At 66.5% G+C, this 22,502-nt stretch carries 16 protein-coding genes; 8 read left to right on the plus strand and 8 right to left on the minus strand.

Annotation, left to right across the window (positions count from 1 at the left end):
- Positions 1-62 precede the first annotated feature (62 nt).
- Entirely contained in the window at positions 63-2,669 is a 2,607-nt protein-coding gene (locus RZE77_RS13500) for a [protein-PII] uridylyltransferase (RefSeq protein WP_319442258.1), read from the minus strand.
- Positions 2,670-2,703: 34 nt separating this feature from the next.
- Positions 2,704-3,528, minus strand: coding sequence for a type I methionyl aminopeptidase (map, locus tag RZE77_RS13505; protein ID WP_124957859.1), 825 nt, complete (start codon positions 3,526-3,528; stop codon positions 2,704-2,706).
- 196 nt (positions 3,529-3,724) lie between these two features.
- Between map and purL the strand changes: the two genes are divergently transcribed.
- Positions 3,725-7,759, plus strand: a complete 4,035-nt coding sequence (purL, locus tag RZE77_RS13510; RefSeq protein WP_319442259.1) for a phosphoribosylformylglycinamidine synthase — start codon at positions 3,725-3,727, stop codon at positions 7,757-7,759.
- A 68-nt stretch (positions 7,760-7,827) separates the two neighbouring features.
- Here the strand turns inward: purL and RZE77_RS13515 are convergent, their stop codons facing one another.
- The 6 genes from RZE77_RS13515 to RZE77_RS13540 all read right to left on the minus strand — a co-directional run bounded on the left by RZE77_RS13515 (position 7,828) and on the right by RZE77_RS13540 (position 12,634).
- Positions 7,828-8,613: a peptidylprolyl isomerase gene (locus tag RZE77_RS13515; RefSeq protein ID WP_021007205.1), complete on the minus strand. Its 786-nt coding sequence runs from the start codon at positions 8,611-8,613 to the stop codon at positions 7,828-7,830.
- 127 nt (positions 8,614-8,740) lie between these two features.
- Positions 8,741-9,022, minus strand: coding sequence for a BolA family protein (locus tag RZE77_RS13520; protein ID WP_319442260.1), 282 nt, complete (start codon positions 9,020-9,022; stop codon positions 8,741-8,743).
- A complete protein-coding gene (locus tag RZE77_RS13525; RefSeq protein ID WP_021007207.1) occupies positions 9,019-9,561 on the minus strand; it encodes a septation protein A in 543 nt (180 codons plus the stop codon). The genes RZE77_RS13520 and RZE77_RS13525 overlap by 4 nt, the downstream gene beginning before the upstream one ends.
- A gap of 29 nt (positions 9,562-9,590) precedes the next feature.
- Positions 9,591-10,001, minus strand: a complete 411-nt coding sequence (gene msrB, locus RZE77_RS13530; protein WP_124957863.1) for a peptide-methionine (R)-S-oxide reductase MsrB — start codon at positions 9,999-10,001, stop codon at positions 9,591-9,593.
- Complete coding sequence (locus RZE77_RS13535) at positions 9,998-11,482, minus strand: protein adenylyltransferase SelO (protein WP_319442261.1); 1,485 nt, start codon at positions 11,480-11,482, stop codon at positions 9,998-10,000. Before RZE77_RS13535 ends, msrB begins: the two co-directional genes overlap by 4 nt.
- Before the next feature lie 75 nt (positions 11,483-11,557).
- Complete coding sequence (locus tag RZE77_RS13540; RefSeq protein ID WP_319442262.1) at positions 11,558-12,634, minus strand: AraC family transcriptional regulator; 1,077 nt, start codon at positions 12,632-12,634, stop codon at positions 11,558-11,560.
- A gap of 200 nt (positions 12,635-12,834) precedes the next feature.
- Here RZE77_RS13540 and RZE77_RS13545 point away from each other — a divergent pair, with 200 nt between their 5' ends.
- From RZE77_RS13545 to RZE77_RS13575, 7 genes are all read left to right on the plus strand, one after another.
- Positions 12,835-14,637: a carboxylesterase/lipase family protein gene (locus tag RZE77_RS13545; RefSeq protein ID WP_319442353.1), complete on the plus strand. Its 1,803-nt coding sequence runs from the start codon at positions 12,835-12,837 to the stop codon at positions 14,635-14,637.
- 129 nt (positions 14,638-14,766) lie between these two features.
- Positions 14,767-16,413: a 3-(methylthio)propionyl-CoA ligase gene (locus RZE77_RS13550; RefSeq protein ID WP_319442263.1), complete on the plus strand. Its 1,647-nt coding sequence runs from the start codon at positions 14,767-14,769 to the stop codon at positions 16,411-16,413.
- A 140-nt stretch (positions 16,414-16,553) separates the two neighbouring features.
- Positions 16,554-17,783 carry a branched-chain amino acid ABC transporter substrate-binding protein gene (locus tag RZE77_RS13555; RefSeq protein ID WP_319442264.1) on the plus strand — a complete coding sequence of 410 codons (1,230 nt, stop codon included), beginning with the start codon at positions 16,554-16,556 and terminating at the stop codon, positions 17,781-17,783.
- A gap of 199 nt (positions 17,784-17,982) precedes the next feature.
- The gene (locus tag RZE77_RS13560) at positions 17,983-19,221 is read left to right on the plus strand and encodes a branched-chain amino acid ABC transporter substrate-binding protein (RefSeq protein ID WP_319432515.1); all 1,239 of its coding nucleotides are present in this window, start codon (positions 17,983-17,985) and stop codon (positions 19,219-19,221) included.
- Between the two features lie 82 nt (positions 19,222-19,303).
- A complete protein-coding gene (locus tag RZE77_RS13565) occupies positions 19,304-20,257 on the plus strand; it encodes a branched-chain amino acid ABC transporter permease (RefSeq protein WP_012748031.1) in 954 nt (317 codons plus the stop codon).
- Between the two features lie 4 nt (positions 20,258-20,261).
- The gene (locus RZE77_RS13570) at positions 20,262-21,614 is read left to right on the plus strand and encodes a branched-chain amino acid ABC transporter permease (protein WP_319442265.1); all 1,353 of its coding nucleotides are present in this window, start codon (positions 20,262-20,264) and stop codon (positions 21,612-21,614) included.
- On the plus strand, positions 21,614-22,390 hold the full coding sequence (locus RZE77_RS13575; RefSeq protein ID WP_319442266.1) for an ABC transporter ATP-binding protein: 777 nt from the start codon (positions 21,614-21,616) through the stop codon (positions 22,388-22,390). Before RZE77_RS13570 ends, RZE77_RS13575 begins: the two co-directional genes overlap by 1 nt.
- Positions 22,391-22,502: the final 112 nt, after the last annotated feature.

A 22,502-nucleotide genomic window follows, 5' to 3' on the forward strand; every position in this document is an offset into this window, starting at 1 on the left:
CAAGAGTCGGCACCATCATGCCGCAGGATCCGCCCGCGGATGAAACAAGCGGCAAGCGTGCCTCAGGAGGCCAGCGCTTCCATCAGGTCGGTCTCGATGGCCAGCTGCGTTTTCTGGCCCTGCAGTTCCGGACCGCTGATCAGGAAGGTGTCTTCCACGCGCTCGCCGAGCGTGGTGACCTTCGCGAGCTGCAGGTTCAGGTGATGCCGGGCGAGCACGCGCGCCACCGAATAGAGCAGCCCGGCGCGGTCGCTGGCCGAGATGTTGAGCAGCCAGCGCTGGGCCTTGTCGTCGGGCAAAAGGCTGATGCGCGGCTTGATCGGAAAGCTGCGCACGCGCCGCGACACGCGGCCCACGCTGGGCGGGGGCAGGGGGCCGGCTTCGGTCAGCGTCTGCGCCAGGCCCGACTCCACCATGCTGATGAGATCGCGGTAGTGGTCGGGCAGGAAGGTGGTCACCACCTGAAACGTGTCGAGCGCGTAGCCGTTGGTCGCGGTGTGTACTTTCGCATCGAGGATGCTGAACGAGGCCTGGTCGAAGTAGCCGCAGATGCGCGCGAACAGGTCGGGCTGGTCGGGCGTGTAGACCACCACCTGCAGGCCTTCGCCCACCGGCGAAAGACGGGCCCGCACGATCGGCGGCGCCTTGGGGTCGACCGGCACGTTGGGCGGCGGCACGAAGCGCGAGAGCTGCTTGGCATGCCAGGCGATCTCGGTGGCTTCGTGGCGCATGAAGTAGCCGACGTCGAGCGTGGCCCACAGGGCCTTGTGGGCCTCGAAGGGCTGCGCGTGCAGGGCAAGCTGCACCAGCGCCTCGCGCTTGCGCGATTCCACCTCGGCGTCGGGATCGGGCATGCGGCCGCCGAGCGCGCGCAGCGTGTAGCGGTACAGGTCTTCGAGCAGCTTGCCCTTCCAGGCATTCCACACGCGCGGCGAGGTGCCGCGGATGTCGGCCACCGTCAGCAGGTAGAGCGCCGTGAGGTAGCGCTCGTTGCCCACGCGCCTGGCGAAGGCGCCGATCACCTCGGGGTCGCTCAGGTCCTGCTTCTGCGCGACCTGGCTCATCACCAGGTGCTCCGCGACCAGGAATTCGATCAGCCTGGAATCTTCGCGCGCGATGCCGTGCTGCTTGCAGAAGCGCTGCACGTCGCGTGCGCCGAGCGTGGAATGGTCGCCGCCGCGCCCCTTGGCGATGTCGTGGAACAGCGCCGCCACGTAAAGGATCCACGGCTTGTCCCAGCCGGCCGCGAGCTGCGAGCAGAACGGGTATTCATGCGCATGTTCGGCAATGAAGAAGCGCCGCACGTTGCGCAGCACCATCAGGATGTGCTGGTCCACCGTGTACACGTGGAACAGGTCGTGCTGCATCTGCCCCACGATGCTGCGGAACACTCGCAGGTAGCGCCCCAGCACCGAGGTCTGGTTCATGAGCCGGAACGCATGCGTGATGCCGTAAGGCTGCAGCAGGATGCGCATGAAGGTCTGGTGGTTGACCGGGTCGTTGCGGAACTTGCTGTCCATCACGTGGCGCGCGTTGTAGAGCGCGCGCAGCGTGCGTGCCGACAGGCCCTTCACGCCGATGGTCTTCTGGTAGAGCAGGAAGGTTTCGAGAATGGCGTGCGGCTCGCGCTCGTAGAGGTCGTCGCTTGCAATCTCGATCAGGCCCGCGCGCTCGAAGAAGCGCTCGTTGATCGGCGTGTGCTGCTCGTCCATCGGCTGCAGGCGCTCTGCAATGTTCAGCAGCAGGATCTGGTTGAGCTGCGAAACCGCCTTGGCCGCCCAGTAGTAGCGCCGCATCAGCGCCTCGCTCGACTTGCGCTGCGATTCGCTCTCGTAGCCGAAGCTTGCCGCCACCGCGGTCTGCAGGTCGAACACCAGGCGGTCCTCGCGCCGGTTGGCGATCACGTGCAGGCGCGCGCGGATCAGCGAGAGCAGCGCTTCGTTGCGCTTGATCTGCTGCGCCTCGAACTGGGTGGCCAGGCCGTTCTTGGCAAGGTCGTCCCAGCGGCTGCCGAAGCCGGCGGCCTTGGTCATCCAGAGGATGGTCTGCAGGTCGCGCAGGCCCCCCGGCGATTCCTTGCAATTGGGCTCGAGCGCGTAGGGCGTGTTGTCGAACTTCTGGTGGCGGTGGCGCATTTCCTGCGACTTGGCCACGAAGAAAGCCTGCGGATCGATGGCGCGTGCAAAGCGCCTGCGAAACGCCACGAAGAGCTTCTTGTCGCCCGTGATCAGCCGCGATTCGAGCAGCGAGGTCTGGACCGTGACGTCCTTCTCGGCTTCGGCCAGGCATTCGTCGACGGTGCGCACGCTGGAGCCGATTTCAAGCCCCGCGTCCCAGCAGTGGCCGATGAAGGCCTCGATGCGGGCCGGATCGATCGCGCCGGCCTCGCCCTCGGGCGGCAGCAGCAGCAGCACGTCGACATCGGAGTAGGGGAACAGCTCGCCGCGGCCGAAGCCGCCCACGGCCACCAGCGCGAGCGCGTCGCCGAAATCGGCTTCGCGCCAGAGCGCGCACAGCGTCTGGTCGGCCAGGGCCGACAGCTGCCGCAGCACCGTGTGCACGCTGCGCGTGGGCGCGCGCGCAAAGCGCAGGGTGTCGAACAGCGCCAGCTTCTTCGCGCGATAGGCTTCGCGCAAGGTGGCGACATCGATCTTGGCAGGTTCGATCACGGCTGTGTCCTCGGCCGTGCGCCGCTCGCGCGGCTCACGTTTTCGTGGAAGTGACGAACGAGGGCAGGGGTGGGCTGCCTTCCGACAGCGTGAGCACCTCGTAGCCCGTTTCGGTGACCAGCACCGTGTGTTCCCATTGCGCCGACAGCGAATGGTCGCGGGTGACGATGGTCCAGCCGTCGTACTGGCCGCCCTTGAAGTCTTCCTTCACCTCGCGCTTGCCGGCGTTGATCATCGGCTCGATGGTGAAGATCATGCCGGGCTTGAGTTCTTCCAGGGTGCCCGGACGGCCGTAGTGCAGCACCTGCGGTTCTTCGTGAAAGCGCTGGCCCACGCCGTGGCCGCAGAATTCGCGCACCACCGAGAAACCCTGGCCCTCGGCGAACTTCTGGATCGCATGGCCCACGTCGCCCAGGTGGGCGCCCGGGCGCACCTGCAGGATGCCGTGCCACATGGCTTCGAAGGTGATGCTGCACAGGCGCTTGGCGGCAATGGAGGCATCGCCGATGATGTACATGCGGCTGTTGTCGCCGAACCAGCCGTCCTTGATGACGGTCACGTCGACGTTCATGATGTCGCCCTTCTTCAAGGGCTTGTCATTGGGAATGCCGTGGCACACCACGTGGTTCACCGAGGTGCAGAGCGACTTCGGAAAAGGCACGCTGCTCGCGCCCATGTAGCCCACGGTGGCCGAGGTGGTGCCCTGCTTGACCATGTATTCGGCGGCCAGCCGGTCGACGTCGTTCGTGGTGATGCCAGGCTTGATGAGGGGCGTGAGGTAGTCCAGCACCTCGGAAGCCAGGCGGCAGGCGACGCGCATGGCTTCGATGCCTGCGGCGTCTTTGTAGGTAATGCTCATCCCGGAATTATCCCATTCACCAGAAGAACCTGCCCCCGACGCGGAGCACTTCGTGCCCCGCTGCCCCCCGAGGGGGGCGGCCAACTTGGGGCGACCCGGCATTGGCCTAAAATTCAGGGCTTACGCGGATGGCCCCAGTCAGCGGCCATCCCCTCGATTTTTCTGATTCCCAACGCGGCCCCAGGCCCATCCGACCGTGACGCAGCCCGCATCTCAAGCCCTTCCCGTCGTAACCTTTTTCGAGGGCGGCAGCGCACTCAGCGATTTCCGCGCGCGGCAGCTGCTGCCGAAGCTGCAGGCGATCGATGCGCGCATCGAGGGCGTCAGCGCCCGTTTCGTGCACCTGGTGGTCACCGATACGGCGCTCGATGCGGCCAGCCACGAGCGCTTTGCCGCGCTCCTGGCCTACGGCGAGCCCTTCGAGGCGCCGGCCAAGGCGGGCACCTCGGTGGTCGTCACGCCGCGCCTGGGCACCGTCTCGCCCTGGGCGTCCAAGGCCACCGACATCGCCCACAACTGCGGCCTGGCGCTGCGCCGGGTCGAGCGGGTCACCCAGTACCACCTGAAGCTCAAGGCCCCGCTGATCGGCAAGGCGCCCGTGCTCGAAGGCGACCTGCTGGCGGCCGTGGCCGGCCCGCTGCACGACCGCATGACCGAATCGGTGCTGGCCAGCGTCGAGCAGGCCGCGAGCCTGTTCAGCGAGCTGCCGGCCCAGCCGATGGCGCTGGTCGACGTGCAGGGCGGCGGCCGCGCCGCGCTGGTGGCGGCCAACACGGGTTTCGGCCTGGCGCTGGCGGAAGACGAAATCGACTACCTGGTCGAAGCCTTCACCCGGCTCGGACGCAACCCGAGCGACGTCGAGCTGATGATGTTCGCGCAGGCCAACAGCGAGCACTGCCGCCACAAGATCTTCAATGCCAGCTTCGCCATCGACGGCCAGGCCCAGCCGCAGAGCCTGTTCTCGATGATCCGCCACACCGAGAAAGAGAACCCGCAGCACACCGTCATCGCCTATGCCGACAACGCCTCGGTGATGGAGGGCACGACGCTCGAGCGCTTCATTCCGGCTTCGGGCTCGCAAAGCTATCAAAAAGATAGCGCACTGAGCCATGTGCTGATGAAGGTCGAGACGCACAACCATCCGACCGCCATTTCGCCGTTCCCGGGCGCCTCGACCGGCGCGGGCGGCGAGATCCGCGACGAAGGCGCCACCGGCCGCGGCTCGAAGCCCAAGGCCGGCCTGACGGGCTTCACGGTGTCGAAGCTCTGGCCCGAAGAGGGCCACTACGGCAAGCCCGAGCACATCGCGAGCCCGCTGCAGATCATGACCGAGGGCCCGCTGGGCGGGGCCGCATTCAACAACGAATTCGGCCGGCCCAACCTGCTGGGCTACTTCCGCGAATACGAACAGACCGTGGCGAGCGACGTCGACACGGTGCAGCGCGGCTATCACAAGCCCATCATGATCGCGGGCGGCCTTGGCAGCATCGACGCCACGCAGACCAAGAAGATCCAGTTCCCGGCCGGCTCGCTCCTGATCCAGCTTGGCGGGCCCGGCATGCGCATCGGCATGGGCGGCAGCGCCGCGAGCTCGATGGCCACGGGCGCCAACGCCGCCGAGCTCGACTTCGACTCGGTGCAGCGCGGCAACCCCGAGATCGAACGCCGTGCGCAGGAGGTCATCAACCATTGCTGGCAGCAGGGCGCGGCCAACCCGATCCTCGCGATCCACGACGTGGGCGCGGGCGGCCTGAGCAATGCCTTCCCCGAGCTGACCAACGACGCCGGCCGCGGCGCGCGCTTCGACCTGCGCGCGGTGCCGCTCGAAGAATCGGGCATGGCACCCAAGGAAATCTGGTGCAACGAAAGCCAGGAGCGCTACGTGCTGGCCATCGCGCCCGAATCGCTCGAACAGTTCAGGGCCTTCTGCGAGCGCGAGCGCTGCCCGTTCTCGGTGGTGGGCGTGGCGACCGAGGAGCGCCAGCTGCTGGTGGCCGACGAGGGCGGGGCCATGCAACCCGTCGACATGCCCATGGACGTGCTGCTCGGCAAGCCGCCCAAGATGCACCGTGACGTGAAGAGCGTCGCCCGCAGCTTCAAGCCGCTCGACCTCACGGGCGTCGACCTGCAGAAGGCCGCCATCGACGTGCTCTCGCATCCGACCGTGGCTTCCAAGCGTTTCCTCATCACCATCGGCGACCGCACCGTGGGCGGCCTGAGCCATCGTGACCAGATGGTCGGCCCCTGGCAGGTGCCCGTGGCCGACTGCGCCGTCACGCTGGCCGACTACAAGGGCTTTGCCGGCGAGGCGATGAGCATGGGCGAGCGCACGCCGCTGGCCGCGCTCGACGCGCCGGCCTCGGGCCGCATGGCCGTGGCCGAGGCCATCACCAACCTGCTGGCCGCGCCGATCGAGCTCTCGCGCGTGAAGCTCTCGGCCAACTGGATGGCGGCCTGCGGCGAGCCCGGCGAAGATGCCGCGCTGTATGAAACCGTCAAGGCCGTGGGCCTGGAGCTGTGTCCGGCGCTGGGCGTGTCGATTCCGGTCGGCAAGGATTCGCTGTCGATGCGCACGCAGTGGAAGGACGACGAGCAAGCGAAGAAGGTCACCTCGCCCGTGAGCCTGATCGTGACCGCCTTCGCCACGCTGGCCGACGTGCGCGGCACGCTCACGCCGCAGCTCGATGCCGCCGAGGCCGACACCACGCTGGTGCTCATCGACCTGGGCCGCGGCCAGCACCGCATGGCCGGCAGCATCCTCGCGCAGACGCTCAACCAGAGCGGCGACACGGTGCCCGACCTCGACGACCCCGCGCAGCTCGTCGCGCTGGTCAACGCCGTGAACGCGCTGCGCGCCGACGGCAAGATCCTGGCCATGCACGACCGCAGCGACGGCGGCCTGTTCGCCACCGCCTGCGAAATGGCCTTTGCCGGCCACGTGGGCGTGGCGCTCAACGTCGACATGCTGGTCACCGAAGGCGACGGCATCTCCGACAGCCGCATGGAAACCGGCGACGCCAAGAACTGGGCGCAGCAGGTCAGCGCGCGGCGCGAAGAGCTCACGCTCAAGGCGCTGTTCAACGAAGAGCTCGGCGTGGTGCTGCAGGTGCGCACCGAAGAGCGCAACGAGGTGATGCAGGTGCTGCGCGCCCACGGCCTCAGCGCCCACAGCCACTTCGTCGGCAAGACGCGGCCCGCCAGCTCCACGATGGAGGCCGGCAAGGGCAAGCTCGAAGTCTGGCGCGATGCCAAGTCGGTGTTCAGCGCAACGCTGCAGGACCTGCACCAGGTGTGGGATTCGGTCAGCTGGAAGATCGCCCGCGAGCGCGACAACCCGGCCTGCGCCGATGCCGAGCACGCCGCGGCCGGCGAACCTTCGGACCCCGGCATGCACGTCTTCCTCCCTCTCCCTCCGGGAGAGGGCCGGGGTGAGGGCAGCAGCCTCAACGCCCCCGCCGTCCTGCAGTCGCGCCCCAAGGTCGCCATCCTGCGCGAGCAGGGCGTCAACTCGCATGTCGAGATGGCCTACGCCTTCACCGAGGCCGGCTTCGAGGCCTTCGACGTCCACATGACCGACCTGCAGGCCGGCAGGGCGGACCTCGCCGACTTCAAGGGCGTGGTGGCCTGCGGCGGCTTCAGCTACGGCGACACGCTGGGCGCCGGCATCGGCTGGGCGCGCAGCATCACCTTCAACCCGAAGCTCGCCGAGCAGTTCAAGGCCTTCTTCGGCCGCGAGGACACCTTCGGCCTGGGCGTGTGCAACGGCTGCCAGATGTTCGCCGAGCTGGCCGACATCATTCCGGGCGCCGAGGCCTGGCCGCGCTTCACCACCAACCAGAGCGAACGCTTCGAGGCGCGCCTGTCGATGGTCGAGGTGCTCGAATCGCCGAGCATCTTCTTCGCGGGCATGGCGGGCACGCGCCTGCCGATCGCGGTGGCGCATGGCGAGGGCTATGCCAACTTCAAGCACCGCGGCGATGCCGCCAAGGCCATTGCGGCGATGCGCTTCGTGGACAACCACGGCAACCCGACCGAGCAGTACCCGTTCAACCCGAACGGCAGCGCCGGCGGCCTGACTTCGGTGACCACGCCGGACGGTCGCTTCACCGCCGTGATGCCGCACCCCGAGCGCGTGTTCCGCAACATCCAGATGAGCTGGACCGGCGGCGACAGGAGCGAGCTGAGCCCCTGGATGCGCATCTGGCGCAATGCGCGCCGCTGGGTGGGCTGAAAGAAAGAGCCCGGAACGAAAAAGCGGCCCGCAGGCCGCTTTTTTCAGGGGCAGGAAAGCCGCGGGGCTTACTCGACCTTTGCCTTCGCGCGCAGCTCTTCCTGGTACTTCTGCAGGCGCTGCTGCTGCAGCTGCTGCGTGATCTGCGGCTGCACTTCTTCCAGCTTCGGCAGTTGCGCCTGGCGGATGTCGTCGACGCGGATGATGTGGTAGCCGAACTGCGTCTTGACGGGGGCGGCGGTGGTCTCGCCCTTCTTGAGCTTGATCATTGCCTCGGAGAACTCGGGCACGAAGCTCGCGGGGTTGGCCCAGTCGAGATCGCCGCCATTGGCGCCCGATCCCGGGTCCTTGCTCTGCTTCTTGGCGATGTCCTCGAACTTGGTGCCCTTCTTCAGGTCGGCCATGATCTTCTTGGCCTGGTCTTCGGTCTCGACCAGGATGTGGCGCGCCTTGTATTCCTTGCCGCCATTGGCCGCCACGAACTTGTCGTACTCGGCCTTCACGTCGGCGTCCGAGACCGGGCTGGTCTTGCGGTAGTTCTCGAACAGCGCGCGGATCAGGATGGCCTGGCGGGCGAGTTCGAGCTGGTTCCTGTAGTCGTCGGTGGCGTCCAGGCCCTGCTTCTGCGCTTCCTGCATGAACACTTCGCGCGCGACGATTTCCTCGCGCAGCTGGCCCTGCATCTCCGGCGTGACCGGGCGGCCGGCCGCGGCCAGCTGCTGGGCCAGCACGTCCATGCGCGCCTTGGGCACGGGCTTGCCGTTGACGATGGCTGCGTTCTGCGCCACGGCCGCCAGAGGAATCGCACCGAGCAGCGCTGCGGCCGCAACGGCCTGCAAGAGTTGTTTTTTCATGAAATGAATATCAGGCTGGAGGGGAAATGCGCGTGTAGGAAAAAGCGCGTGGAAAAAAGCGGAGAAGCGGGAAGAAAGGGGGCGGGGCTGCCGCGGCCGTTTCGGCGCGTGCCGGCAATCGGACGACTCAGAGCACCTCGATGGCGATGGCGTGCAGACCCTGTGCGATAAAAACTTGGAGGGCATCATACACAAGGCGATGGCGCGCCACGCGGGGCTTCCCTTCGAACAGTGGGGAAGCAATGCGAACCCGGAAATGGGTGCCGCGGCCCTCGGCATTGGCGCCCGCATGGCCGGCATGGGCGCCGCTCTCGTCGATCACCTCGAGCGTGGTGGGCCGGAGCGCTTCGCGCAGCGCCGCTTCGAGGTCGCGCGCGGTCGGCAGGGGGTGGCTCAGGTCTGCGCTCATGATGCGGGCTTGTCGTCGCCCTTGAGGTGCGGCGAGATGTAGAGGCCCTGCGCCACCAGGAACACGATCGGGAACACGTAGCCCCAGAGCTTGAAGTTGACCCATGCCTCGGTGGTGAAGTAGGCCGCCACGTAGCCGTTGATGGCCGCCATGAAGAGGCAATAGCCGATCCACGCCACGTTAAGGCGGCCCCAGATGCGGTCCGGCAGCTGGAGCTGCGAGCCCAGCAGCATCTTGAGGAAGTTCTTCTTCAGCGCCCAGAGCGCCACCGCCAGGGCGATGGCCATGGCGCCGTAGAGGACCGTGGGCTTCCATTTGATGAAGCGGTCGTCGTGCAGCACCAGCGTGAGCGTGCCGAACAGCAGGATCAGCACCAGCGTGGCCTTCTGCATGGCCTGCAGCTTGCGGTCCAGCGCGTAGATGATGCCCATCTGCAGCACGGTGGCGGCCATCAGCACGCCGGTGGCGGTGTAGATGTCGGCCAGCTTGTAGGCGCCGAAGAACAGCAGGATCGGAAAGAAGTCGAGGATCAGTTTCATGCGCTGGGCGGGGCCGGTTCGGTGGTTGCTTATTTCTTCTTGAAGTCGAGCGAGGCGGAGTTCATGCAGTACCGCAGGCCGGTTTCGGTGGGGCCGTCGGGGAACACGTGGCCCAGGTGGGCACCGCAATTGGCGCAGACGTTCTCGGTGCGCACCATGCCGTGCGAACGGTCGACGATGTTCCGGATGGCGCCCGGCACGGCCTCTTCCGAGAAGCTCGGCCAGCCGCAGCCCGCGTCGAACTTGGTGCCCGATTCGAACAGCTTGGCGCCGCAGCAGATGCAGTGGTAGGTGCCGTCGTCCCAGTGCGCCTCGTACTTGCCGGTGAAGGGCCGTTCGGTGGCCGCGTGGCGCGTGACCTCGAAGGCCGCAGGCTCGGCGCCTTTTTCGGCAAGCAGGGCCTTCCATTCGGCGTCGGTTTTCTCGATGGGAGTGGTCATGATGAGCAGCTGATTTCGATCGTGGAAGCCCAGTCGGGCGGGAACCCGGCATAGGCATCGGCGCCGGGATGTTCTTCAAATGGGGTTTCGAGCAGGGCCAGCAAGGTTGCCACAGCCGAGAAGTCTTTCTGGCTGGCCGCTTCGATGGCCTGCTGGCCCAGGTGGTTCCGCAGCACGTACTTCGGATTCGACTTGAGCATCAGGTCCGCGGCCTGGGCGCGCGGCACCTGCGCATGGCGCTGCGAAAAGGATAGCAGCCAGGCATCGAAGCCTGCGCGGTCCAGGAACAGGTCGCGCACCGGTTCGGCGTTGCCGTCGGCCATGTGCTGCGAAAGGCGGCGCCAGAAGATGGTGTAGTCGACCTTTTCGGCGGCCAGCAGCTTCAGCACGCCCTCGATGAGCGCGCGATCGCCTTCGGCGGGCTCCGCGAGGCCGAGCTTGGCGCGCATGCGGCCCTCGAATTCGCGTGGGAACACCGTCTTGTAGGACTCCAGCGCGGCGACGGCGATTTCCTGGTCGCCGATCAGCGGCAACAGCGCCTGCGCGAGGCAGAACAGGTTCCAGTAGGCCACGTTGGGCTGCTGGTTGAAGGCATAGCGCCCGCTGGTGTCGCTGTGGTTGCAGATGTGGCGCGGATCGAAGCCGTCCAGGAACTGGAACGGCCCGTAGTCGATGGTGAGCCCGAGGATGCTCATGTTGTCGGTGTTCATCACGCCGTGGCAGAAGCCCACGGCCTGCCATTGCGCGAGCAGGGCGGCGGTGCGCTCGCTCACGGCTTCCAGGAAGGCCGCGTAGGCATTGCCGTTGAAGCGGCCGGTGCTGCGGCAGGCCGGGTAGTAGCGGTCGATGACGTAGTCGGCCAGCGCGCGCAGCTCCGCGTCGCGCTGGTTGGCCGCAAAGTGCTCGAAGTGGCCGAAGCGGATGAAGCTGGGCGCCACGCGGGTCACGACGGCGGCGGTTTCGGGCATTTCGCGGTACACGCGGGCGTCGGAGCCCGTGACGCAGAGCGCGCGGGTGGTCGGAATGCCCAGGCCGTGCATGGCCTCGCTGCAGAGGAATTCGCGGATGCTGGAGCGCAGCACGGCGCGGCCGTCGGCGCCGCGCGAGTAGGGCGTGCGGCCCGCGCCCTTGAGCTGCACCTCGAGGCCGCCCTCGGTTTCGCCGAGCATGATGGCGCGGCCGTCGCCGAGCTGGCCGGCCCAGACGCCGAACTGGTGGCCGCTGTACACCGTGGCGAAGGGCTGCGTTCCAGCGACGGGCATGTTGCCCGTGAGGGCCGCCAGCGCAGCGTCCGATTGCCGCCAATCGGCCGGCAGGCCGAGCAGGCGGGCCGCCGCCTCGCTGTGGCCCACCCAGTAGGGGGGATCGGGCAGGGGCGTCGGCCGCAGTTCGGTGAGAAAGGCGGGGCCCAGCGCCCGGAATCCGGGTTTCCAGCGCAATCCCAGGTCCGCGGCGGCCGTGTCTTCAGCAAGCAAGCTCATGCCCGGATTGTCCGGCAGAGCGCGAGACCCCTGGCGATGCGGGCCATCGGAGGCCAAGACGCGTTCGAAATCTGTTCAGTGGGCCAGCGCTGGCGTGTCCCAGATGCGCGCCCGGTATTGGGCGGGCGGCAGCCCGAACCAGCGCTTGCAGGCCCGGAAGAAGTTGCTGCTGTCGACGAAGCCCAGCATGTCGGCCACGTCGGTGAGCGTGTGGCGGTCTTCCGCCAGGTATTGCTGCGCCAGTTCGCGGCGGGTGCGGTCGAGCAGCGACTGGAACGACACCGACTCCTGCTGCAGCCGCCGCTGCAGGGTGCGCTCCGCGAGACCGAGGCCCGCGGCCACGTCCTGCCGGCGCGGTTCGCCTTGCGGCAGCCGGCGCGCGATCTCGGCGCACACCAGGGTGCTGGTGGTGGTCTGGCCCAGCAGGTTCAGCTGGTCGTCCAGCAGGTGCTCCTGCATTTCGCCGAGCGTGGGGTGGTGGGTGGGCAGCGGCATCGCCATGTCGGCCGCCGACAGCAGCAGGCGGTTGGCCGGCGCGTTGTAGCGGATCCCGCAGCCGAAGGCCTCGCGGTGCAGCCGGTCGTCGGCGGGCGGCGGATAGACGAATTCGAGCGCCAGCGGCTGCAGCTCGCGCCGCGTGAGCCACTGGCACTGCATGAAGACGGTCAGCAGGGCGTATTCGACGCGCTGGCGCGGAATCGGGAGGCTGCCGCCGGTGTGCTCCATCACCATCCAGCAGCCGCGCGCCTCGCGCTGCAGCGAGAAGGCGGTCGCGTCGGAGATGACAGCCATGTAGCGCGTGAGCCGCACGAGCGCTGCGCCCAGGTCGGCGCTGCAGGCCATGGCGTGGCCGACCGTGCCCAGCTTGCTGTGCGTGGCGGCCAGGTCGCGGGCGAGGCCCAGCGTGGGCTTGCCGGCGCGCGCCACCGCCAGCTGCCAGAGCACCGAGATCTCGTCGACCGGAATGCGGGCGTTCTGCCGATGGAGCGAATCGGGGTCGAAGCCTGCATCGCGCAGCAGCGAGGGCACGTCGAGCCCCTCGGCCTCGAACATCGAGAGCACGCCTTCGAGCCAGGCGGCCGAACTGGTCCGCAACTCGGGCTGCTGCGCGCAGCCGGACCGGCGTTGCGGCCGGCGCTGGGCATGCGGCATGGAGGCTCCTGAAGTCATTGAATTGGCGCGCTTGCGATAGCGGGGGAAACGGCGTGCGTTCCTAGAATTTTTGAGGGGTTCGGCGGGCCGGAGTATGGCCACCGGACGCGCAGGCAGGAATTCCGATTAACCCGGTGTGGAGACAAAAAATGAATACGGCACTGACAGCAGCGGCACGCGCCCGGCCAGAAAACCAGGGCATGGCGGCAACGGCCACAGCGGCGGCGGCGCGGGCACTGGCCGCGGCGGCCTGCCTGGCCCTCGCGGCCTGCGGCGGCGGCTCCTCGGGCTCGTCGTTCTCGTTCCTGCCGGCCGCGCCGCCTGCGCCGCCCCCACCGGCCGCGCCGCCGCCGGCCGCCGATGGCCCCATGGTGCGCCAGACCACCGCCGGCAAGATCGAGGGCGTGGACGACAGCGCCAGCTCGGGCACCTGGTTCTGGAAGGGCGTTCCCTTTGCGCAGCCGCCGGTCGGCGCGCTGCGCTGGCGTGAGCCGGTGGAACCCGAGGCCTGGAGCGGCATCCGCCCGGCCGCGAAGTTCGGCAATGCCTGCCTGCAGATCGGCCGGCTCTTCAGCCCCGGCGCCAACAACACCTACGACGCCACCATCGGCACCATGCTGGGCAAGCCGGTCGGCAGCGAGGACTGCCTGTTCGTCAACATCTGGCGCCCCGCCACGGACGAGCAGAACCTGCCGGTGCTGCTGTTCGTGCACGGCGGCAGCAATATCTCGGGCTACACGGCCGATCCGCTCTACGACGGCGCCCGGCTCGCCAAGGCCGCCAACGCGGTGGTCGTCACCGCCAGCTACCGCCTGGGCATCCTGGGCTTCCTGAACATGCCGCAGCTGCGCCCGGGCGGCAGCGCGGGCGACGACTCGGGCAACTTCGCGCTGCTCGACAACATGGCGGCGCTGCGCTTCATCAAGAACAACGTCGCGAACTTCGGCGGCGATCCGGGCAACGTCACGCTCTCGGGCGAGTCGGCCGGCGCCACCAACCTGCTGGCGGTGATGACCTCGCCGATGGCCAAGGGCCTGTTCCACAAGGCCTTCGAGATGAGCGGCGGCATCTCGCTCGCGAGCAACCTGCCGCCAGGCACGCTGCCGACGCTGGCGCCGGCCTCGGCTTCGCTCGCGCAGGGGCAGTCGATTCTCGAGAAGCTGCTCGTGGCCGACGGCACCGCCGCCGACGCGGCCGCCGCCAAGGCCTACATCGGCACGCGCACGCCGGCGCAGATTGCCGATTACCTGCGCGCGCAGGAGGGTGGGGCGATGCTGGCCACGGTGGTTGCCAACGGCCTGGGCAGCGTCGCGCCGATTCCCGACGGCACGGTGCTTCCTGCCGATCCGATCGGCGCCATCGCAGCCGGCAACTACGCCAAGGTGCCGATGCTGGCCGGCAACACGCGCGACGAGGGCAAGCTCTTCGCCTCGCTGCTGGGAACCATCGGCTTCCCGAAGCCGGGCTGGATCGTCACCGATGCCCAGCGCTTCTCGATGATGTTCAACTTCGACCCCGACGCGCCGCCTACGCTCACGGTGGCCGACATCATCGATCCGTCCTACCTTCCGGTAGACACGCCCGGCACGGGCTACAACGCGGCGACCGCCGTCATCACGAAGGGCCTGTTCGAAGCCAACCGCGACAACCTGCTCAACACCATGAAGACGCAGCAGTCGAACATCTGGCACTACCGCCTCGATTGGGCAGGGGAGCCCTCGCCGTGGAACGACGTGTACGGGGCCGCGCATGCCTTCGACCTGCCGTTCGTGTTCGGCAACTTCAGCGGCTCGCTGCTCAGCAACGTGATGGGCGGCAAGGCCAACCAGGCGGGCCGGCTCGCGCTGTCCAATGCCGTCATGGCCAGCGTCGGCGCCTTCATGCGCAAGGGCGACCCGAACACGCCCGAACTTGGTGCAGCCTGGGCGACATGGCCGTCGCAGCTGCGGCTCGACGCCACGCCCTCGGCGGCCGTGATCACGCCGGTGCCGGCCGTGCCTTGATCAGGCCCCCGAAGAGCCGCTCCGTTCAATCCGGCAGTGCGGGTTTGTGTCATTGTGGAAGTGGCCGAAGCTTGCGTGAATCCGTTGTTCGCAAGCTTTCATGAAGTCATTTCAAAAAGGAGTCCGTAGATGCTGGGTTTGATGCAAGACCAACCGCTTTTGATCTCGTCGCTGATCGAGTTCGCCGAGCGCCACAACGGCGACGGCGAGATCGTCTCGCGCCGGGTCGAGGGCGACATCCACCGCACGACGTGGGGCGGTATCGCATCGCGCGCCCGGCAGGTGGCCAATGCGCTGGACGGCGAGCAGTTGCTGTTCAGCGACCGCATCGCCACGCTGGCGTGGAACGGCTACCGGCACCTGGAGCTGTACTACGGCGTGAGCGGCAGCGGCCGCGTGCTGCACACCATCAACCCGCGCCTGCACCCCGACCAGATCGCATGGATCGCCAACCACGCCGAAGACCAGATCCTGTGCTTCGACCTGAGCTTCCTGCCGCTGGTGCAGGCGGTGCATGCCAAGTGCCCGACGGTCCGCAAATGGATTGCCCTGTGCGATGCCGACAAGCTGCCGGCGGACAGCGGCGTGCCCAACCTCGTGAGCTACGAAAGCTGGATCGGCGGGCAGTCCACCGCGTACGACTGGCCCACCTTCGACGAGAACTCGGCCTCGAGCATGTGCTACACGAGCGGCACCACGGGCAACCCCAAGGCCGCGCTCTACAGCCACCGCTCGACCATGCTGCATGCCTACGCCGCGGCGCTGCCCGACGTCATGCGGCTGTCGGCGCGCGACTCCGTGCTGCCGGTGGTGCCGATGTTCCACGTCAACGCCTGGGGCATTCCGTACTCGGCCGCGCTGGTGGGCTGCAAGCTCGTGTTTCCCGGCCCGGCGCTCGACGGCAAGTCGGTGTACGAGCTGATCGAATCCGAGGGCGTGACCTTCGCGGCCGGCGTGCCCACCGTGTGGCAGATGATGCTCGGCCACATGCAGGCCAACGGCCTGAAGTTCAGCAAGCTCAACCGCACCGTCATCGGCGGTTCGGCCTGCCCGCCGGCCATGATCACGGCGTTCCAGGAGAGCTACAACGTCGAGGTGCTGCATGCCTGGGGCATGACCGAGATGAGCCCGCTCGGCACGCTGTGCACGCTCAAGAACAAGCACCTGTCGCTGCCGCCCGATGCGCAGCTGCAGATCCGCATGAAGCAGGGCCGCGCGATCTTCGGCGTCGACATGAAGATCGTCGACGGCGACGGCAAGGAGCTGCCCTGGGACGGCAAGGCCTACGGCGACCTGTTGGTCAAGGGCCCGTGGATCGTGAAGGAATACTTCAAGGGCGAGGGCGGCGATCCGCTCATCCGCGACGAGCAGGGCCGCGGCTGGTTTCCCACCGGCGACGTCGCCACCATCGACGCCGAGGGCTACCTGCAGATCACCGACCGCAGCAAGGACGTGATCAAGTCCGGCGGCGAGTGGATCAGCTCCATCGAGATCGAGAACATCGCCGTCGCGCACCCGGCCGTCGCCATGGCCGCCTGCATCGGCGTGTACCACCCCAAGTGGGACGAGCGTCCGATCATCGCGGTGGTGAAGAAGCCCAACGCCGAGGTCGCGCGCGAGGAGCTGCTGAAGTTCTACGAGGGCAAGACGGCCAAGTGGCAGATCCCCGACGACGTGGTGTTCGTCGAGGCGATTCCGATCGGCGCCACCGGCAAGATCCTCAAGACCAAGCTTCGCGAACTGCTCAAGGACTACAAGCTTCCCACCACCACCTGACCAAGCGCCAAACTTCGGCCGCACTGTCGCGCATGCGATAGCAAGGCCGCTTCGGCGGCCTTTCTTCCGGGCAATCCCTGTGCGGCGAAGAAAGGGGCGCTTGTACGCTGGCATCCCGCCTTTCACTCCGGAGACTCTTCATGCAATTTGCCATCAAGTCAGCAGCCGCCTGTGCCATGTTGGTCGGCATGACGGCCGCACTCGCCCAGAAGGGCGAGACCGTCAAGATCGCCTGGCTCGATCCGCTGTCGGGCCTGATGGCGGCGGTGGGAACCAACCAGCTCAAGACCACGCAGTTCCTGGCTGAAGAGTTCAACAAGAAGAACGCCTCGGGCGTGAAGTTCGAGATCATTGCCATCGACAACAAGCTGAGCCCGCAAGAGACGACCGCGGCGCTGCGCTCGGCGCAGGACCAGGGGGCGCGCTACATCACCCAGGGCAATGGCTCCGGCCCGGCGCTGGCAATCATCGATGCCGTCGAGAAGAACAACGCGCGCAATCCGGGCAAGGAACTGCTCTACCTGAACTATGCGGCGGTCGACCCAGACCTCACCAACAGCAAGTGCAGCTACTGGCACTTTCGCCTGGACGCAGACACCTCCATGAAGATGGAGGCGCTGACCACCTGGATGAAGGACCAGACCGACATCAAGAAGGTCTACCTCCTCAACCAGAACTATGCGCACGGTGTGCAGGTGTCGAAGTTCGCCAAAGAGAACCTCAAGACCAAGCGCCCCGATATCCAGATCGTGGGCGACGACCTGCACCCGCTCGCCCAGGTGCGCGACTTCTCGCCCTACATCGCCAAGATCAAGGCATCGGGTGCCGACACTGTCATGACCGGCAACTGGGGCTCCGACCTGTCGCTGCTCATCAAGGCGGCGAACGACTCGGGCCTGGACGTCAAGTTCCTCACCTACTACGCATTCGGCACCGGCACCCCAACGGCCATGGGCGCTACCTCCGCCGGCAAGATCTATACGGTGGCCTATGGCCACTACAACATGGGCGGCGAGATCCAGAAGCTGCTCGCCGGCTACAAGAAGAAGATGAACGACGACCTGACGCAGTCCTCGATCTACCACACGTTCGCATTGCTCGATGCCGCTTTCGTCCAGACCAAATCGACCGATCCGGTCAAGGTCGCGGCCGCACTCGAAGGCATGAAGATCAAGAGCTTCAACGGCGAGGTCGAGGTGCGCAAGGCCGACCACCAGCTGCAGCAGGGCCTCTACATCTCGCGCTGGGAAAAGGCCAGCGCCAAGTACCCCTACGACGCCGAGAACACCGGCTACACGAATGTCCCCGTGAAGTACTACGAGTCGTATGTGGCGAGCACGCCCACCACCTGCCAGATGAAGCGCCCCTGAGCGTCCATCCGGACGCATTCCTACCCGCTGGTAGCAGCTGCCTACCGCGCGGTAGCAACCTTGAGAATTGCAGTGTCGCCTGCGCGATAGAAACGGGCCTTGCGGCCGCCTCCTTACGGGCATTCCCTGAGGGTAGGGGCCACAAACGCTTGTACTCTCGTGCGGCCATTTGAATCGGTTTGACCAGGAGAAATAGATCGTGAAGTTCGCTCTGAAAATCGCTACCGCATCCATCCTTGCAGCGAGCGCCGCCGGCGCCCTGGCCCAGAAGGGCGAGACCGTGAAGATCGCCTGGCTCGACCCGCTGTCGGGCCTGATGGCGGCCGTTGGCACCAACCAGCTCAAGACCTTCCAGTTCCTGGCCGAGGAGTTCAACAAGAAGAACGCGGCCGGCGTGAAGTTCGAGGTCATCGCCATCGACAACAAGCTGAGCCCGCAGGAAACCACCAGCGCCCTGCGCTCCGCCATGGACCAGGGTGCGCGCTACGTGGTGCAGGGCAATGGCTCCGGCCCGGCGCTGGCCATCATCGACGCGCTCGAGAAGCACAACGCCCGCAACCCGGGCAAGGAAGTGCTCTACATCAACTACGCGGCCGTCGACCCCGACCTCACCAACAGCAAGTGCAGCTACTGGCACTTCCGCCTCGATGCCGACACCTCCATGAAGATGGAAGCGCTGACCGCCTTCATGAAGGAGCAGCCCGACATCAAGAAGGTCTACCTCATCAACCAGAACTATTCGCACGGCCAGCAGGTCTCCAAGTTCGCCAAGCAGAACCTCAAGGACAAGCGGCCCGATGTCGAGATCGTGGGCGACGACCTGCATCCGCTGGCCCAGGTGCGCGACTTCTCGCCCTACATCGCCAAGATCAAGGCCTCGGGTGCCGACACCGTCATCACCGGCAACTGGGGCTCCGACCTGGCGTTGCTCATCAAGTCGGCCAACGACTCGGGCCTGAACGTCAAGTTCTACACCTACTACGCCGTGACCAACGGCACGCCCACCGCCATGGGCGCGGCTTCGGACGGCAAGGTCTACCAGGTGGGCTACAGCCACTACAACGCGCCCGGCCCCGTCCAGCCGCTGATGAACGAGTTCAAGAAGAAGTTCAACGACGACATGTACACCACCGACATCTACACGGTGTACGCCATGCTCAGCGAAGCCTTCGTGCGCACCAAGTCGACCGAGCCCGTCAAGGTGGCGGCTGCGATGGAAGGCATGAAGTTCAAGAGCTTCAACGGCGATGTCGAGATGCGCAAGTCCGACCACCAGCTGCAGCAGGGCCTGTGGATCACGCGCTGGCAGAAGGCCGACGCCAAGAACCCCTACAGCCCGGAGAACACCGGCTACACGCTGGCGCCCGTCAAGTTCTACGAAGCCTACGTTGCGAGCACGCCCACCACGTGCCAGATGAAGCGGCCCAACAACTCGTGATCGCCTGATCGCGCGCCGACCGGTCGAGGCCCGACTTCAACACTCGGGCCTTTTTTCTTTTCTTACCTGACACGAAAGACCGATGAACGTCGAATTCTTCGTCATCTCGCTGCTCAACGGCGTCAGCTACGGGCTGCTGCTGTTCATGCTGAGCTCCGGCCTCACGCTGATCTTCAGCATGATGGGCGTGCTCAACTTCGCGCACGCCAGCTTCTACATGCTGGGGGCCTACATCGCCTACACGCTTTCGGGCATCGTCGGCTTCTGGCCGGCGCTGTTCATCGCGCCGCTGCTGGTGGGCCTGCTGGGCGCCGCCTTCGAGCGCTACAGCCTGCGCCGGGTCCACAAGTTCGGCCACGTGCCGGAGCTTCTGGTGACCTTCGGGCTTTCGTACCTCATCCTGGAGCTGGTGCAGCTCGCCTGGGGCCGCTCGACGGTGCCCTACGGCCTGCCGCCGCAGCTGCAGGGGCCGCTGTTCTCGCTGTACGGCACGCAGTTTCCCAAGTCGCGCTCGTTCATCATGCTGGTGGCCGTGCTGATGCTCATCTCGGTGTGGCTGCTGCTCACGCGCACGCGCATCGGCCTGGTGATCCAGGCGGCGCTCAAGCACCCCGACATGGTCGAGGCGCTGGGCCACAACGTGCCGCGCGTCTTCATGCTGGTGTTCGGCGGCGGTGCCGCGCTCGCGGGCCTTGCGGGCGTGGTGGGCGGCAACACCTATGTCACCGAACCCGCGATGGCGGCCTCCGTGGGCTCGATCATCTTCGTGGTGGTGGTGGTCGGCGGCATGGGCTCGCTGGCCGGCGCATTCCTGGCGTCGCTCCTGATCGGCATCATCCAGACCTTCGCGGTGGCCATGGACCAGTCGTTTGCCGGCGGCCTGCAGATGCTGGGCTTCACGGTGACCGACCAGACCTTCGGCTACGAGCTGCTCAAGCTCACGATCTCGCAGGTCGCGCCGATCCTGCCGTACCTGTTCCTGGTGCTGATTCTCATCTTCAGGCCCAAGGGTCTTCTTGGCACCCGGGAGGACTGAAGCCATGACAAGCACAACCACCACAACCACTGCGACCACGGCGGCCACTGCGGCCACTGCGGCCACCACGCAGTACTACCGCTTCAAGCCCTGGAACATCGGCCGCTTCCTGATCTGGTCGCTGTTCGCGATCGTGCTGATCGTCTCGCCGATGCTGTTCAAGAGCAGCCTGGCGCTCACCATGCTCTCGCAGATGGGCTACCTGATCATCATCTGCCTGAGCTACAACATCCTGCTGGGGCAGGGCGGCATGCTGAGCTTCGGCCATGCCGTGTATGTCGGGCTCGGTTCCTTCCTTGCCATCCACGTGATGAACATGGGCGACAAGGGCGGGCTGCAGATTCCGCTGGTGGCCATTCCGCTGGTGGGCGGCCTGGCCGGCATGTTCTTTGCCATCCTGCTGGGCTTCGTCACGACCAAGAAGTCGGGCACCACCTTCGCGATGATCACGCTGGGCATCGGCGAGCTGGTGGCCTCCATGGCGCTGATGTTCCCGAGCTTCTTCGGCGGCGAGGGCGGCATCACCACCAACCGCGTGTACGGCCCGACCTTCTTCGGCTTCAACTTCGGCCCGCAGATCCAGGTGTACTACCTGATCGCCGCCTACTGCTTCGTCTGCACCGCGCTCATGTATGCCTTCACCGGCACGCCGCTCGGCCGCATGCTGAACGCGGTGCGCGACAACCCGGAGCGCGTGGAGTTCATCGGCTACAACACGCAGCGCGTGCGCTACTTCGCCTTCATCATCGCGGGCTTCTTTGCGGGCATCGGCGGCGGGCTGGCGTCGATCAACTTCGAGATCGTGAACGCGGCCGACAGCCTGAGCGCCATCCGCTCGGGTGGCTACCTGCTGTTCACCTTCCTGGGTGGCGCGGTGTTCTTCTTCGGGCCGATCATCGGCGCGGTGCTGCTGGTGTTCGCGTCCATCCTGCTGTCGGAGCTCTCGAAGGCCTGGCAGCTCTATTTCGGCCTGGTGTTCGTGTTCATGGTGATGTTCGCGCCCGGCGGCATCGCCAGCCTGGTGATGATGAACCTGCGGGTCGCCAAGTTCGGCAAGTTCAACCGCTTCTGGCTGCTGTACGTGGCGCTGGCCGTGGCGCTGGTGCCGGTGGTGGTGGGCGCTGCCGCGCTGATCGAGATGATCTATCACATCCAGCTCAACGCGGCGCTCGGGCCCAACCTGAACTACTTCGGCATGGCGCTGGACACCTCGGGTGCGGCAAGCTGGCTCGGCGCCGCCGCGATCCTGGCCGTGGGCCTGGCTGCGCTGGAGGTGGCGCGCCGCCGCTTCGTGCGTGTCTGGGGCCAGGCGCAGGAAGAGATCGAAGCAGAAATCAAGCGCCGGGAGGCTGCGTAATGAGCGCGCAATTCGCATTGGAACTGAAGTCGCTGCGCAAGAATTTCGGCAAGACCGAAATCATCCGCGGCGTGGACCTGGCCGTGAAGGCCGGGGAACGCGTGGCCATCATCGGCCCGAACGGGGCGGGCAAGTCGACGCTGTTCAACCTGATCAGCGGGCGGCTCGCACCCACCAGCGGCGAGGTGCTGCTGAACGGCCAGCGCATCGACGGCAAGAAGCCCTACGAGATCAATCGGCTGGGCCTGTCGCGCAGCTTCCAGATCACCAACATCTTCCCGAAGCTCAGCGTGTTCGAGAACCTGCGCTGCGGCGTGCTGTGGAGCCTGGGCTACCGCTACACCTTCCTGCGCTTTCTCTCGAACCTGGACGACGCCAACGCGCGCACCGAAGAGCTCATGAAGCAGATCGGCCTGCAGCGCAAGCGCGACGTGCATGCGGTGAACCTCACCTATGCGGAGCAGCGCGCGCTCGAGATCGGCGTGACCATTGCGGGCGGCGCCGGCGTCATTCTTCTGGACGAGCCCACTGCCGGCATGAGCAAGACCGAGACGGCGCACTTTATCTCGCTGATCAAGCACGTGACGGTCGGCAAGACGCTGCTGACGGTGGAGCACGACATGGGCGTGGTCTTCGGGCTGGCCGACAAGATCGCGGTGGTGGTGTATGGCGAAGTCATCGCCTTCGACACGCCGGCTGCCGTTCGCGCCAATGCGCGGGTTCAGGAAGCCTATCTGGGGTCTTCGGTTGCGGATGCGCAGGGGGCGGGGCATTGATGAATTCCTGTTCTTTTTTGCATCGCGTTGTTCGCCGTTCAGGGCGCGCTCCCGCCGACGGGGTACGCGGCGAAGCGAATGTCCTCCGGCCTGCGGCCTCCCCCTTGATTTC

The sequence above is a fragment of the Variovorax sp. SPNA7 genome (genome assembly GCF_033807855.1).
In the GTDB taxonomy this organism is placed as follows: domain Bacteria; phylum Pseudomonadota; class Gammaproteobacteria; order Burkholderiales; family Burkholderiaceae_C; genus Variovorax; species Variovorax beijingensis.

Bases quoted from the DNA above. Each gene is read 5' to 3' on its own strand.
- RZE77_RS13545 (WP_319442353.1), top strand. From the start codon at position 12,835: ATGGCGGCAACGGCCACAGCGGCGGCGGCGCGGGCACTGGCCGCGGCG.
- RZE77_RS13535 (WP_319442261.1), bottom strand. From the start codon at position 11,482: ATGAGCTTGCTTGCTGAAGACACGGCCGCCGCGGACCTGGGATTGCGC.
- msrB (WP_124957863.1), bottom strand. From the start codon at position 10,001: ATGACCACTCCCATCGAGAAAACCGACGCCGAATGGAAGGCCCTGCTT.
- RZE77_RS13555 (WP_319442264.1), top strand. From the start codon at position 16,554: ATGCAATTTGCCATCAAGTCAGCAGCCGCCTGTGCCATGTTGGTCGGC.
- RZE77_RS13540 (WP_319442262.1), bottom strand. From the start codon at position 12,634: ATGCCGCATGCCCAGCGCCGGCCGCAACGCCGGTCCGGCTGCGCGCAG.
- map (WP_124957859.1), bottom strand. From the start codon at position 3,528: ATGAGCATTACCTACAAAGACGCCGCAGGCATCGAAGCCATGCGCGTC.
- RZE77_RS13565 (WP_012748031.1), top strand. From the start codon at position 19,304: ATGAACGTCGAATTCTTCGTCATCTCGCTGCTCAACGGCGTCAGCTAC.
- RZE77_RS13550 (WP_319442263.1), top strand. From the start codon at position 14,767: ATGCTGGGTTTGATGCAAGACCAACCGCTTTTGATCTCGTCGCTGATC.
- RZE77_RS13520 (WP_319442260.1), bottom strand. From the start codon at position 9,022: ATGAGCGCAGACCTGAGCCACCCCCTGCCGACCGCGCGCGACCTCGAA.
- RZE77_RS13515 (WP_021007205.1), bottom strand. From the start codon at position 8,613: ATGAAAAAACAACTCTTGCAGGCCGTTGCGGCCGCAGCGCTGCTCGGT.
- RZE77_RS13570 (WP_319442265.1), top strand. From the start codon at position 20,262: ATGACAAGCACAACCACCACAACCACTGCGACCACGGCGGCCACTGCG.
- RZE77_RS13525 (WP_021007207.1), bottom strand. From the start codon at position 9,561: ATGAAACTGATCCTCGACTTCTTTCCGATCCTGCTGTTCTTCGGCGCC.
- RZE77_RS13575 (WP_319442266.1), top strand. From the start codon at position 21,614: ATGAGCGCGCAATTCGCATTGGAACTGAAGTCGCTGCGCAAGAATTTC.